The organism is Streptomyces sp. NPDC055287 (assembly GCF_053646035.1).
Genome location: NZ_JBSHNE010000015.1, coordinates 25,473 through 39,760, shown reverse-complemented (window position 1 = coordinate 39,760; position 14,288 = coordinate 25,473). Strand labels below are relative to the sequence as shown.

The following is a 14,288-nucleotide window of genomic DNA, read 5'->3' as shown; positions in this document are numbered from 1 at the left end:
TCCAGACGCACCGCCTCACCGACAGACCACCGTCCTCACCGCACTCACCGCGGAGTCGCCGTGCTCAACACATCCGCCTCAGCCGCCACAAGCCCCACAGTGGCCTCGCCCACCGCTCTCGCCGATCTGAGGCGGTACGCCAAGGACGCCCAGGCCATGCTGGAGGAACAGGAGATACCCGACACTCCCGAGTGCCACGCAGCCCAGGCACGGGTCGGGGAGAGCGCCCAGGAACTGCTCGACCGGGTCGACTCGCCGGTCACCATCGGTGTCGTCGGGGAGTACAGCGTCGGCAAGTCCCTGCTCCTGGGCACACTCCTCGGCTGTCCCGATCTGTTGCCGGTCGAGGAACGCCCCACCACCGGCAACATAACTGTGCTCTCCCTGGCCGCGGGCGAGCCCGGCAGTTCCACCCGGGCGGCGGAAACCACCGAGATCCGCTACCTGAACGAAACCCAGCTCAGCCGCTGTGTCGCAGACATCCTGTCCACCCTGATCACCAAACTCGACCGCAGACATCCTGAGCTGGGGGCCGGTGCCGGGCTGTCGGGTTACGACCCTGTGACCGATCCGCGCGGCTGGGCGCCCTTCGACAGCTGGTACGCCTGCCTGTGGCCCGCGCCTGACGGCGGCGCTCCCCGCGCCGTACCTCCCGAGCTCATCGACGACGCCCACCGGGACACCGTGGTCGAACTGTGCCGGATCCGGGACGCCTTCCTCAGCCAGCGCGGCAGTTACAGCGTGCTGGGGCACCGGGCCTACGTCGACCGGAAGATCGTCAACGAGGCGCTGAAACTCCCGGCGGCCAAGGTCACGCCCAAGGCCCCGCCGAAATTCAGCCTCCAGCCTTTCAACAGTGAAAACATCGAAACCGACAAGGACGCTCTCAGCCGGAGCTTCCCGCTGATCGAGCGCGTGGTGCAGAAGGTCACCGTCTCCCCGGACCACTGGGCGCTCGGTGGTCTGCTGGCCGATCATCCCGTGCAGCTCCTCGACTTCCCCGGCATCGGGGCGGCGGGCTCGTACGGAAGGGACAAGTCCCTGAGCCGGCACGCCCTGGTCGACGTGCACACGATTCTGCTGGTCGTGCTCTCCTCCCGCCCCGAGTCCAAGGGAGCCTCCGAGTTCTGGGACATGCTTCTGGAGGACGGTCGCACCCCGGAGGCCCTCGGTCAGGCCGCTCTGGTTGCCGCCAATGTCTTCGACCGGACGCACCTTCCGTCCCTCGCGGCCGTCCCGGGCCCGGCGCTTGCCGTACCCGAACTGCTGCGGCACGCCGACGAACTCAACGGAATCCATGTCTACGGGAGCAAGTTCGTCCGGGATCGCCAGGACGGCATCGTAGTGACCTCGGCGGTTCCCGCGATCCGCGCCTACGAGCTGTCGTACACCCATCTCTCCGGCGAGACCCGAGAGCGCGTCCGCACCGCCATGGACAAGCTTCCTCCGGCCGGTGAACGGCGCTGGGAGCCCATCGCGTCGCGCCTGGAGGCCACAGACCCCGGCAACCCATGGTCGCCGCGGTTGCGCGCCTACGACGAGGACGGCGGCGTCGGCCGTCTTCGCCACCTGATCGAGGAGCACGTACGCAGGAACGGCGTGGCGCAGAAGCTGGAACGCGCCGAACGCTCACGGCGGAAGCTGGACGCGGCCCTGCTCACACTCCAGCGCCAGGTGCACCGCTCCGCGGCCGGCGCGCACGCTGCCTACCGCGAGATCTCTGAGAACTTCGCCGAGCTGCGCTACCTGCTGGACAAGCGGATACGGCCGGCCCTGCACGCACTGCGCAGCCCCCATGGGCTCGATATAAACGATCAGGCAGGGTACTGCGAGACGGAAAGGTCGACGGATCCGGCCCGGCCACCGGGGCTGGCGGCGACTGCGGCCGCCGTGCACCAGGCCGTGTTCCAGTGGACGGAGTGGCACCATCTCCTGGAACGGGCCGATCGGGACCAGCAGCATCTGGTGACCAAGAGCGCGGCGCCAGCCGCCGATTCGGACGCTACGTGGACCCCGTACCCCGGGTTCGAGGACGAGGCCGGTCCGGATTCCGGGAACGGCATCTACGGGGACGATCCGGCCGAGGACTCCTCCAATGCCTTCATCGAGCACTTCCAGCACACGGTCCAGGAATGGAGCCGGAACGGCAACGACCGGCTGCGTGAGTGGTGCCAGGACTGGGCCGCGCACTGGCAGCAGGAGTTCGCACCGTTGCGCGAGTGGTTCGGCGACCCAGCTACAAGTGCGCTGCTGATCGAGCTGTACACCCGGCGCCGCGGCGGAACGGCCAAGGCCCGACGTCAGCTGGGCGACCTGTGGACCTGTCTCAACCCCGGCAAAGCCACCGCCAAGATCATTCCGACGCTCGGCCACCATGAGTGGGGCAAGGGAGAGCTGGAGCGGCGCTTCCCCACCCGTCCGCACCATGCTCTGCCCTGGCACCATCTGATGCGCGACCTCGAGGAGCACATCGAGGAGCGGGAACGGCATCCCCTGCGGGTGGTGGAACTACGCCAGCACACGGCGGTCGCCGCGGCGCGGACCGTCACGGATCTGCTGGACGAGCTGCTCGGTGTGGTCACCGGCAAGCTCATTCCGCTGTACGACCAGGCGTCGGCAGCCCTTCTCAACGACATCGACATCGTGCCGCCCCGTCAGGACCCACCGGGTGACGGCTTCTCCGGCAGCCCGTCCGGCGCCTCACCGGACGGCGAGGACAGCGAGGGCGAGTCCCGCGAGCACGTCGAGCAGCCGATCGACTATCTCATCAGGACCTGGAGCGTCGACTGACCATGAGCAGCGCACTGGAAATCACCTTCCGCGTCCCCGGTCCCGCCGGGTCCGACCCCGGCGCCTCGGCCCACCCCGGTGTCGTCGCGCTCGGCCGTCGGCACTTCCGTGTCTACGCCGACGCGAACGGCTTCCCCCTCCCCGAAGTGCTGGTGGAGCGCGAGCCCGGAAGCGCCGGATACGTCACCGTCCATCTGCCGCCACGAGTCGAGGTCCGCGTCCAACCGGGCGTGCTCATCCCCGCGCAGCTGGCCCATGCCCTCGAGACCGTCTGGGTTCCGCAGAACTACACCGCGGCCAGTGTCGACGGGCTCCGCATACTCTCGGTGGACTCCCGACTGCCGGCGAGTGTGGTGTACGGCGATCCGCGCATTACTGACGCCTTCGGCTCCGGACACCCCACGGAGCTGCGCGTCGATGTCCACTGGTCCCTTGAGTACACGGGTTCGGCGGGCACCGACACCGCGCCTGGCAGTATCACCCTGGAGTTCGCCCCGCTCGGCGAGCAGCCGCCGACTTCGGCCGGCCCCGCGGACTGGTCCGGCTCCGGCCTTGCGTCCGAGGAGGACAACGAGTTCCTGAGGCTGCGCCCGCAGCAGTCGACCGGGGAGAACCTCCAGCAGTTCGTCGCTATCGACCTGGGTTCCACCGCGTCCACGGCAACGCTGTGGGACCTCGGCGCGATCACCCAGCGGCTGGTGGATCCCGACCAGACGGCGGCCTTGGCGAAGCTGCTGAGCGACCTGCTGAGCCCTCCCCCCGACTCCCCGCCCGAGTGGCGGAAGGCCGTCGAGTCCATCATGGCCGGAGATCTCGTGCTGGGCCGCCGCGGCGGGCTGCGGATCAGCGGTCGGCAGGCCCTGTCCCGGCTGGACGACTCCGACGTCGTCGACGCCCTGACGGTGAAAGTGGAGCAAAACCTTCAGCACGACGGCCGGCCCGCACTGCGGGACTGGCTGGTGCCCCGCCTCTTCGAGGGCTATGCGCGCGTCATGAACACTCCCGCGCTCGACCGGCAGAAACTGCGGCCCGTGGACTATCCGGATGTCAACGGCAAGCGGACGAGGGCGCCGGCCAGCGCACTGATCGAGCGGGCGCCAAAAGGCGAGGAAGGCCTTCCTCCCGGGCATCTGCCCGGCCCGCCGGGGCCGGACGGGCGAGTCGTCCCCCGTCCGGAGGACCGGCGATTCGAACTGCCCAGTGAATCCCAGGAGGCGAGCCCCGCCCCCGTCACCACCATCACCGGCATCAAGCGCGCCGTGCTCCAGCAGCGGCCGCCCGCCGTGAACGGCACGGACATGAGCACCGTCCACCTCGCTCAGCACCTGTATCTGCGGCTGGTGAAACGGGCCGAGGAACTGATGCACCGCCAGGTCGGACAAGAGCGGCCCACTGTACGCACGGCCGTCATCACCTATCCCACGACCATCCTGCCGGAGGTCAAACAGCGCCTGGAGAAGCTCGTCCGCTCCGGCCTCGGCATTCCACAGGTGGTCATGGACTACGACGAGGGCCTGGCCGCCTGCCTCTTCTTCGTCATGCGTGAGCTCTCGGACAACCAGAACCTCGGCCTGGAGGCCTTGCGTTCGCGGTCCCGGCACGTCAGTGACGACCCGCCGACCTGGCACCGCATTCTGCTGGCCATCGACGTCGGCGGCTGTACGACGGACATCGCGCTGCTGCGGCTCGCCATGGTGGACGAAACACCGCCCCTGACGGAGGAGCAGGAGTTCGTCTCCGGCCGCGACTACCGGGTCGAACCGCAGCTCCTCGGCTCGACCGGACACGGACAGCTGGGCGGCGATCTGCTGACCCTGCAGGTCTTCTACTGGATCAAGGCGTGTCTGGTGGACCAGTTGCGGCCGAGTGCCGCCTCGCCTGCCACAGGTTTCGGGGCAGCACGTGAGTACGAGGAACGCAGCCTGTCCACCAGGGTCGCCGAGCAGGCGTCCGAGATGCTCAAGACCATCGTCGCCCCGGACGTCCGGCAGACCCTCGACGAATGCCTTCCGACCTGCTGGGAGGGCATCCAGGACGAGGCGGAGCGCGCCAGCCGCCGGTACCGCTTCGATCTGCTCTGGAAGCAGGCCGAGTCGAAGAAACGCAAGCTGGGCGGTGGTGGAGATGAGAGCGAAGTGTCCGGGTTCCCGGCCGCCACGATCAAGCAGGACGATGTGCAGCAGATCCTCGACGCCGGCTCGCACCTGCTCGGCCCCGCCAAGGAAGTCGCTCTAGACCCGGCCGACTTCCGCACCCTGATGGAGCCAGTGCTCAGGCGGGCCGCGGAGATGGGCGCGGATCTCGTCCGTACAGTCTTCACCCGGATCCACGAGGACAACGCCAAGCGGATCGCCAAGGGCTTGCAGCCGCATCCGGTGCCCGTCCTCGACCAGGTGGTGCTCTCCGGGCGCAGCAGTGCCCTGGAGCAGGTGAGTGAGACCGTGGTGGGCGTCCTAACCCAGGCCGACGCCGGCTCCCAGGTGCGGCTGGGCTGGAATCCGACCGCACTGTCCGTCGAGAAGGGCTCCATTGCCAAACAGGCGACCTCGATCGGTGCCGCCTGGGCCCACTCCATCCAGGCGCTCGCGGGCCAAATGGCGATGCGGAACGAGCTGTCCGCCACGGATCCGGTGATCCGGCTGAGCGAGCTCGACATCCGGACGCGAGGCCTCTTCTCCAGCCTGCCCGGCGATTTCGGCGCAGTGGCGGCCGGCGAGGCCAGGGTGCTGACGGTGCTCCGGGCAGGGACGCCGTTCGCCGAGCTCGATGCCCGGGGCCGCCGAGGTGTCCGTACGGGCTGGAAGCCGCTGACGGAAGTGGTGATGCTGCACCGGGCCACGTCCTCGAGGGACCACATCCAGTGGGGCAGTTTCAACCTCGTGCTGTCCGCCCATGCTGAGTCGCTGCCGCAGCCACTCGACGACGTGTGGCGGAGGAAGGACGGCACCGGCGTCAATTACCAGCTGGAGATGGACCAGGAGCTCTTCCCGTACATCCTGCTGTGCCGGGGCATGCCTCATCTGCTGGTGAACGGCCAGCCGCTGGAGCTTGACGGTTCCCGGCAGGGCCTGGTCTTCGACGCCGGGCTCAACACCTTCTCACTGCCGGGCAGTATCTGCGTGTCGCTGAACGAGCCGCACGCGGGCAAGCCGAAACTGATGGAGGTGTTCCCGGCACCGCAGCCCGACGAGCTGTACCTGGGTGAGCTCTTCCACGACACCACCGATTCCGAGCAACAGCCGGTGCCGGGCCGTGCGGCTGTTCTCGACGCGCCGCCGGTCAACGGCCATTACCACTTCTACCTGGTACGCGACGGAGGGGGTGAGCCGGAGAACCTCGGCCGGCTCCCCGCCCCCGGACTCGCCGACCACTGGGCGACCCTGGACGCCCACGGAACACTGCGCGTCCATCGCGGATCCGTTCCCTATCTGCCCGCCGAAACACTTCGCGAGGTCGAACAGCGTCCCGGCCGGGTGCTGCGCCGGCCGATGAGCAGCGGCCTCACGGAGTCCAACGAGTACTGGGACCCCTCGACCGGGAGGCACTGATGCAGGACAACACCGTCACGCCTGCCGACCCGCCCCCCGAGCTGTCGGCAGCCGTCGTGCGCTGGAACGAATTCGCGAAGGCCGTGGCTCACGTCCTGGACTCGGGGCCCTCGGAGTGCCGGAACACCTTGCTGGAGGCTCTCAAGGCCTGCTACCAGGATCTGAACAAGGTGGCTCGTCACCTTCCTCCGTACAAAGAGGACGCGACAGAGGTCGTCACCTGGGTCGAGGAGGCAAAGGCGGCGCTCAGTCACGCAATTCTCGAAGGCGAAACCGCCCTTGAGCTCGCACCGGCCGGGCTGGTGGAATCGGCGCCCGCCACCGTGACGGAACCTGAACCGGTCCCGGCCACCCAGCCCGCTCCGGCCGCAGCGCCCGAGCCGAATCGGAACACGGAGACGGACGCCGCACGGGCCACGGGAGCGGAAACCGCTCCAGCCGTCGAGAACGAACCCGCACCCGCACCCGATCCGGCCCCCACTCCCCTGGATCAATTGATGGTCCGGATGGACGAGTTGTGTTCGGGACTCATCCGGACGCACAGCAGGTATCTCGGCGCATGGCGCCCCGCCCGGACCAAGATCCGCGCCGGGGCAGCGGACCCGCAGGAGGCCGCAGCGGTCTGGACGGCGCTGCACATGGCGCTGCTGCGACTGCCCGATCAGGACCGTCGTAGCTGGCGGGACCGCGCGGCAAAAGCCGCACAGGAGTGCCTCGGTGCGATGCCGGCCTGCGAGGACTTGGCCGTGATCGTGCCCGCGTTGCACGGCGCTGAGGACCGGGGCGGGCCGGACGGCATCGCCCGGAAGGTCGCCGTTCCACTGGATCTCGGCGACGCCGAGGCCCTGATGCAGGCCACGGCAGACGCGCCCCCCGACGTCCTCGAGGCGGTCGGTATCGTCGACGTCGGGGACCTCGATGCCGATGACCCCCGGCTCTTCTGGGCCGCGAGGGCGGGGCAGGCGCTGCTGCTGACCAAGCTCGACCCCGACCTGCACGCCATCATCTACCCCCGCACCAGCCGCGTCCCCCTGACGGATGCGCGCAATCAGAACGTCTACCGGACCACGCTTCTCACCAACCTGACGGGCGCCGCCCGGGCTCACCGCGACGAGCAGACGTGGGACACACGGCTCGGCTCCGCCCGGAAACTCGACGGCGTACTGGGCGGGTTGCTGCACGGGCCGACGGCTGCCCCCGGCAGTTGGTGGTGGGAGTGGCGCCGGAATGTGTCGCTCATTCTGGATCCGCTGGCCCGTGAGGTGGGCCACGAGGTCGTCTTCGACCAGGTGTCGGAGTGGCGGAAGACCGATCTCGAAAGCTACACCGAGCCCGACTGCAATCTGGCCGGCGCCGCAGGGTCGAACGAGCGGCTGGTGCAATGGGTGTTTCTGACACCGTTGCGCCGGATCGGCGTGGCCGGGCCACAGACGGCCTTCCCGGGCAGGGTAATCCGGCGCCCCGACCCGGCGGCCGCGCCATGACAGCGATGAACGCGGCTGGGGGCGGTACCGGGAATGGCCCCTGGTGGGTACGGGCGAGCGCCGTGCTCGGCGCGTCCGGCGTGGGCCGTGCCTGCGGGCTCTCTCCGCAGCTCGCCGCCGATGTCGCAATGCTCGGCACGGGCGGCGAGGGGCGGCGGGTTCCGCTGCGGGTCGTGGTGGCCCGCACGGGCGAGGGCCCCGGCCCGGTCCCGCTGCTGACCGGGCTGCGCATCGCCGATCCGCCGTTCGTCACGGACCTGCTGCCGGTCGCCGTCGTCCATGGCGGCGTCGACCGGCCGGAGCTGAGGCTGTCGCCCTGCCAGGCGGCGGCGCTCGACCGGCTCGCCCGACTACTGACGGATCGTCGTCAGGCACAGCTGCCGCAGGAGGTGCTCAGTGCCGCGCCGCGTACGGCGGCCTGGCTCCGTGTCCGCGCGCCCGAGGTCGCGAGAGGTTCCTTCTTCAGTACCGGCTGCGCGGGCACCGACGAGGTCGCTCGTACCCTGCGCCGCTGCCAGGACCTCACCGCCGCCGCTCCTGCCTCGTCGGCGCTGGACGCGGCGGTGGCCTCGGTACTGTCCGCGCCCGCGGTGATCCGCGCACACTTCCGCGCCTCTCCCCTGCCCTGGGCCGCGCCCACTTCCGGAGCAAGTAATGTGAAGCGCCCACCCCTTCGCGAGTCGGCAGCCGACGCCGTCGCCCGCGCTCCGGCCGACAGGGACCACCTGTACCCCGAGGTCGTCGACCTTCCCGTCGTACCTCCGGACAGGACCGGCACGGAGAGCGGGCGCGCACTGCGCAGGGAAGCCTTGGAGCTCCTCCACGCCGCGCATCTCGTCCTCGCTGTCGTACCGGCGGCCGAGCTCGGCGGAGACGTTGCGCCTTCTCCGGCGATCGCTGCGCTCGGTGGGCTGCTGGAACGGGTACGGGGGGCAACGCATCCGCCCGCCGTGGTGCTCGTCGCGACGGTGGCCGCACCGCTCGGGGCGACCGCCATGGCCGATCTGGGCAGCTGGCTGCGCAGCCATGGACGGCGTACCGTCGGACCGGCGGCAGACGGGGTCCCGGTGTTCCCCCTGGCCCTGTCACAGGCGGGCCGCGCGGTGTGGCTGCTCGACAGTGCGGCACGGCGGCCCGAGTACGCCGTGCGCCAGGCGGAAGCGGACTGTGCGGCCTCCGGGCTGGCAGCACTGTGCGACCTCGTACTTCGTCCGCTGATCGACCAGGCACCCATGAAGGTCCCCGAGCTGACCGTGCAGCGCCTTCGGGCCGCGTGCCGGGACACCCGGCTCGCCGGCCACGATCTGATGGCCCGCCACGAATGGGCCGCTGCCACGACGCCGCGTTCCGCCACCGGGGAACCGCCCCGAGACACTGAAGTGCCCTCACACCACGAACTCTTCGGGGAAGGCGACGCACGCCGGCTGTGGGACCGTCTCGAAGCTCTCACCGCATCCGCGCTCGCGGAGCGCGCCGTACGACAGCTGGCCACAAAGGGAGTTCAGCCACGTGGACATTGAACCGCTCGCTCTGGTCGCGCTGCTCGTCGTGCTGCTGGCGTCCCTCGCTGTGTGCGCAGTGCTGGGCGTCGCGGTCCGCCGCGGCTCGCACCGTGCCCTCACAGCGGCATCGCCGCCGCCGAGGGAGCTGATCGCGGCGGAGGTGGACCGGACTCGCAGGGAGTACGAGGTCCAGCTCACCAGAGTCTGTGGAGAGCGGGACCAAATACTTTCGGACAGCCGGTTCCTGCACACGCGGCTCACCCAGCTCGAGGCCGGGGTGGAGGCCCGCGTCGCGGCGCAGGTGGACGCGCGGCTGGACGCCGCCCTTGAGGCGAAGGTGGAGGCCGGGATCGAGGCAAGGGTGGCCGCCGTGCTGGAGGCGAGGGTCGAGGCGGGTGTGGCGGCCAGTCTCGCCGAGGCGCTGGCGGCGGCCGCGGCGCGGTTCGGCGGCCGTAACGCCGAAGACGCCCCAGAACCGCCCGGCGAGCCGTCGCTCTCTCCCGCGGTACCGCATCAACTGCCCCTGGGACGCGACTCGGCGGCCGACACCACCGTCGACGGGGCCGATCTGGGCCCGATGGTCGTACGGGCGGCATCGGTCCGTGGCGACCGGCAGCGCGAGGACGGTGAGCACCGCCGGGACGCGGTCTTGCTCTGGCTGGTGGAGGAAATCCCTTCGCCGACCCTGCTCAGCGCGGTGGCCGCCGGCGCACCGCGTGGCCTGTGGTCGCAGTCGGCCGCGCAGCGCGCCTGCCGGAGCCTCGCCGCACAGCTCGGCCGCTACGGCGAGCGCCTCGGAAGCGAGCTCTACACGGCTCCGCTTCCGGGTGCGGATCCGGATGCGGATCGGACGTGGGCGTCGACGCCGACCTCGTACGGCACGAGCCGCGAGGGGGGCGACGACGGCACACTGGGCGAACTGCTGCGTCTCGCCCTCCAGGGCGTGGGCCGATCCGTGGGCCTGGTGGCGCGCAACGAGGCGGGTGGTGCAGGCGTCGGCTCCCATGGCACCGGCAAGGAGGCCGATGCCGCGGTCGAGGTCGCGCTCACCGGACTGCTTTCCCAGCTGGGTGATCATCAGCGGCGTCAGCACGTGGCTTTCGGCGTCGGCGACGGTTCCGTCCTGCGGCTCAGGGACGGTACCTGGCAGGTGGTCTTCACCGGCGCTCGGGAGGCGCGGCTTCCGGCCGCCGCGCCCGAGCTCCGCTGGGCGCGTTTCGATACCCGTCCGGACGACCTCGTGGCCGTGTGCAGCGCGCCCGTGGTGGAACTGCTTCTCCGCGCAGATCTCGGCGGCTGGTTCGCACAGCGATGGGCGGGCCGGGGTCCATATCTGACTGACTTCTTCTCCGACGTGAACGTCCGCGTGAGGTCGACGGGAGGTGACCGGTCGGTGGTCTGTCTGTGGGACTTCGGCGAGGCCCGCCGCGTCCCGGACGATACCTGAGCCCTGGCTCGCCGGTGGTCTCCCGCGGCACACGCACCGAGGCGGTCCAACCGGCGGGCTGTGACGCCGCGGTCGTCTCTGGCGCCGACCAGGAACGTCAGAGTTGGCTGACCAAGGCTGCCCACAGCTGACTGGACCTGGGAATGTAGGTCGTCACCCACGGGGCTGTCGGAAGCCACGACGCCCTGCCCGCCGCAGCAAGCGCGGGACGGGACCTACATGGCCCGGGACACAGGCTGGTGGTCGTCGTCCGCCGCTCGACGAACGCCATGTGCTGTGCTCAGTAGCCCTGCTGAACGCGTCTCAGTACCCCTGGCCACCCAGGTGGCAGGGCTCGCTCATGATGCGGCGGCGCTCCTCGCCTTTGCCCGGCTCTACGGATCATGAATCACGATTCTCTTATATATCGTCCCAACCAGGGCTATATTTTGAAGGCCGCATTTCACTTCGTGCTGTCACGGTTCGGGGGATTCACAGGTGATGCCGTTGCCAGGCAGGCTGCCCCTGCCGTGGGAAAGCGGGACTGCGGACTTCGATGTGCCGTCCTTGCTGGGCCTTCTTGAATCGATGGCGGGCGACGACCCCTCGGCCCGGGACTTGGCCCGGACTCTCAAGTACGCCTCCGCACGGGTGCAGAGCTTCGGGCCAGCTGTGGAGGAGGACGCGCCGTCGTATCTCCGGTACGCGCAGGCCGCCTTGGAGATCGCCGTCGAATGGAAGATGCCGATGGTCGAGCGCTGGATCGTGGCTTGGCTCACGGCTTCACGCCTGCCGTACCTCCGGATGCGTTGGTCTTCGCGCTCACGCGATGGCAGGGCCCGGCTGGACGGACGTGCCTCCGGCGCGGTGCACGCGATGGCAAGCAGTAACACTGGAATCTGCTTAGGAACCGGATCCGGGTACGTGGAGACATGGGCTCCGGACAGGGGCACCACACGCGTCGGCGATCTCCCCCCAGCGGTGTGGACTGTGGCGGCCAACGGGGGCTGGATCTTCGCAGCCGGCCCGAACGCACGTTTCCTGGGCCGCGGCCCGACCAGCAGCGCGCCCTGGCCGAGACTTCCCCATACAGCGGGTATCTCCGCCGCCGCGGTCACCGACGACGGCTATGTAGTCTCCGGGGACGAGCATGGCGTAGTCCAAGTGTGCGCGCCGGGCAGCCAGTGGAGCGAGCTGCCGACGCGCAGACAATCCAAGGTGATCGCCGTCGCCATCGACGAAGGACGGATCAGCGCGGCCTGGCGGGACGGCCAGGTGACCGTTCTGGGCCGCGTCCTCGAAGACGGACGAGTGCGTGCCGATCACCATCTCGGCGGGACGGTTGTCTGCGCCGCCTGGGCGGCCGACGGCCAACTTGCCTTTGCTCTCGACAGCGACTCATCGGTACGTGTTCTCCATGAGGGGACGGTGCGGACGGTTTGGCGGCACCAAGGTGTTCGCATGCTGGCTTGGTCACCCGGCGGCCGGCTCGCCAGTGCTGGTGCGGATCAGAAGATCCGCACCGCGCTGCCGGAACCGGGCGCGGAACCAGATGAGTTAGGCGTTGAGAGCCGGATCACGGCCATGACCTTCGTGAGCGACGGTTCCCTCGTGACCGCCCACGGCCAGGAGCTGATGCAATGGGATCTGGCCCGGTCCGGCAGCGACGATCCCACCTTCGAGGCCGACGACGAGATCACTGCCGTTGGCCTGGCTCCGGATGACCGTGGTCGCTCTGCCGTGGGCACCCGGCTCGGCCTACTGCGGGAGTACGACGGCAGGGGGACTGCGATGCAGTCGGCCCCTCCACGCGTAACAGGTGCGGTCCACCAGCTGGTCCGGCACCGTCGGGGCTGGCTGGTCGCCAGCCAGGGCGGAGCCTACTGGTGGAGCGCGGAAACCGGGGATCCTCGCCGTCTGTCCAACCGGCTGTCTCTGGCGGTGGCGACATGGAGGGGCTGTCCTGTGTACGGGCACTACACCAAGGTCATGTACCAAAAGGACGTTCTTGGCAACAGGCCCGCCGCACTGCTGGAGTTCGAGGTGCCTGTCCGGGACATCGCAGTCGGTGCGGACGGCTCCCTGGCAGCTCTGGACCGCAACGGGACGCTCCAGGTGATCTGCCACGACGGTCGGCGTTGGCAGCGGGAGAGAGTGGGGGACCGGCTGCTGGCCTGCCTGCCGGATGGGCCACTCGTCCTGTCCACAGCGGATGCCGTCGTTTCTGTGCTGTCGCGTCGCGGCAATCGGCACTATGCGCGGCTCCGCCCCGGTGCGCTGTCGGTTGCCGCAGGCGACAGCGGCGAGTTGGTAGCGGCGTATCCTGACGGCGGGGTGGTGCTATTCGGCCGCGCCAGCACTGGAGCACCCGCAAATTCCCCCGTTATCGCTGAGACCCCGGGCCATTTCACCGTGGTCGCCGCTGCGTCGGGTCGGACAGTCGCCGCAGGCCGCGGACGGATGGCTGGGTATGACCGGGGCGGCACTGAGGCGTGCGAACCTACGACGGCCGGAACAGTGAACCTGCGGGTCGTTCAGGATGGGGTCGGCTGCCGGATCCGGTTCCCGGGCGGAGGGAGCACGGTGCTTCCGGACACCGAGCTCGCCAGGTTTCAGGAATGTGCCAACAGTGATCACGTGGGTGGGCTTTCGGAGGCCGTTCATCTCGGCGGACGGCTGGGCGACCAACTGTGGTTCGCCGGGCTCGACTGGGAGCTCGACAGGGCTCGCGGAACGGATCCCGGCCAGCCCGTCCGGCTCAGCTGGCTGATCGAAGACAGTCACCTCGTCAACCATCCCTGGGAGCTCCTCCATCCTGCCGCGGCTCCGCTGTGTTGGTTCGACACCCCTCCCGTCACCATGGTCCGTGTGGCCGCAGCAAGCACCAGCCACATAGCCGGTGTTGCCTCCAGGCCCCGTGCCAGCCGACCACGGATGCTGGTGGTACGGACAAAAGACGTTCTGTTGATCGGGGTGGACGAAGCCTACGACCGGATGCGCCGCCGGACCCGGCGCAGCAATGTTCGGCTGGTCAGCAGCATGCCGGAAATCGTGAGCACGGTAGAGGACCTCGACCGTTCCCTCCAGGCTGCGGACGTCCTGCACCTGTGGGCGCACTCCGGGCCTGGCGGGGTGGTCCTCCCTTCCGGAGGCCATGTCCCCGTGCCCGACATGGCACGGCGGATCTCCGGTACCGGGGCGCGCCTAGTCGTTCTGGTGGGGTGCACGTCCGCAGCCCTCGGCCGGGAGCTTGTGCAATACGGCGTGGAGGCGGTGGTCGGGATGCGTACCGCCGTGTACAACCACACCATTCAGTCACTGGTCGAGGAGCTGACCGCACAGGTTCTGGCCGGAGTCCCGGTGGACCTTGCTTTCGTCGAAGCGCTGCGGCACTACGTTCTCACCGGGCAGCCTGGCGCCCCCGCTGTACCACTGTTGCATCTGCGCGCCGGCTCGACAGGCGCGCTCTTCCAGTGGGCCGACACTCCTTAGGTACCCCTTAGATATCCCCACCGCACGGAGGTGCCCATGCCGGACA

At 69.4% G+C, this 14,288-nt stretch carries 6 protein-coding genes; all 6 read left to right on the top strand.

Going from position 1 to position 14,288, the window contains the following annotated elements; all coding sequences use genetic code 11:
• Nucleotides 1-60 precede the first annotated feature (60 nt).
• The 6 genes from ACWIHY_RS23285 to ACWIHY_RS23260 all read left to right on the top strand — a co-directional run bounded on the left by ACWIHY_RS23285 (nt 61) and on the right by ACWIHY_RS23260 (nt 14,242).
• The gene (locus ACWIHY_RS23285; protein ID WP_454377592.1) at nt 61-2,790 is read left to right on the top strand and encodes a hypothetical protein; all 2,730 of its coding nucleotides are present in this window, start codon (nt 61-63) and stop codon (nt 2,788-2,790) included.
• A 2-nt stretch (nt 2,791-2,792) separates the two neighbouring features.
• Nucleotides 2,793-6,338 carry a hypothetical protein gene (locus ACWIHY_RS23280; protein ID WP_454377591.1) on the top strand — a complete coding sequence of 1,182 codons (3,546 nt, stop codon included), beginning with the start codon at nt 2,793-2,795 and terminating at the stop codon, nt 6,336-6,338.
• Nucleotides 6,338-7,822, top strand: a complete 1,485-nt coding sequence (locus ACWIHY_RS23275; protein ID WP_454377590.1) for a hypothetical protein — start codon at nt 6,338-6,340, stop codon at nt 7,820-7,822. The genes ACWIHY_RS23280 and ACWIHY_RS23275 overlap by 1 nt, the downstream gene beginning before the upstream one ends.
• 5 nt (nt 7,823-7,827) lie before the next feature.
• Nucleotides 7,828-9,342: a hypothetical protein gene (locus ACWIHY_RS23270; protein WP_454377589.1), complete on the top strand. Its 1,515-nt coding sequence runs from the start codon at nt 7,828-7,830 to the stop codon at nt 9,340-9,342.
• Nucleotides 9,332-10,771 (top strand): hypothetical protein, encoded by a 1,440-nt coding sequence (locus tag ACWIHY_RS23265; protein WP_454377588.1) that lies wholly within the window; start codon nt 9,332-9,334, stop codon nt 10,769-10,771. Before ACWIHY_RS23270 ends, ACWIHY_RS23265 begins: the two co-directional genes overlap by 11 nt.
• Nucleotides 10,772-11,251: 480 nt before the next feature.
• Complete coding sequence (locus ACWIHY_RS23260; RefSeq protein ID WP_454377684.1) at nt 11,252-14,242, top strand: CHAT domain-containing protein; 2,991 nt, start codon at nt 11,252-11,254, stop codon at nt 14,240-14,242.
• Nucleotides 14,243-14,288 lie beyond the last annotated feature (46 nt).

Coding starts and splice junctions, on each gene's coding strand:
- ACWIHY_RS23275 (WP_454377590.1), top strand. CDS start 6,338: ATGCAGGACAACACCGTCACGCCTGCCGACCCGCCCCCCGAGCTGTCG.
- ACWIHY_RS23270 (WP_454377589.1), top strand. CDS start 7,828: ATGAACGCGGCTGGGGGCGGTACCGGGAATGGCCCCTGGTGGGTACGG.
- ACWIHY_RS23280 (WP_454377591.1), top strand. CDS start 2,793: ATGAGCAGCGCACTGGAAATCACCTTCCGCGTCCCCGGTCCCGCCGGG.
- ACWIHY_RS23260 (WP_454377684.1), top strand. CDS start 11,252: ATGCCGTTGCCAGGCAGGCTGCCCCTGCCGTGGGAAAGCGGGACTGCG.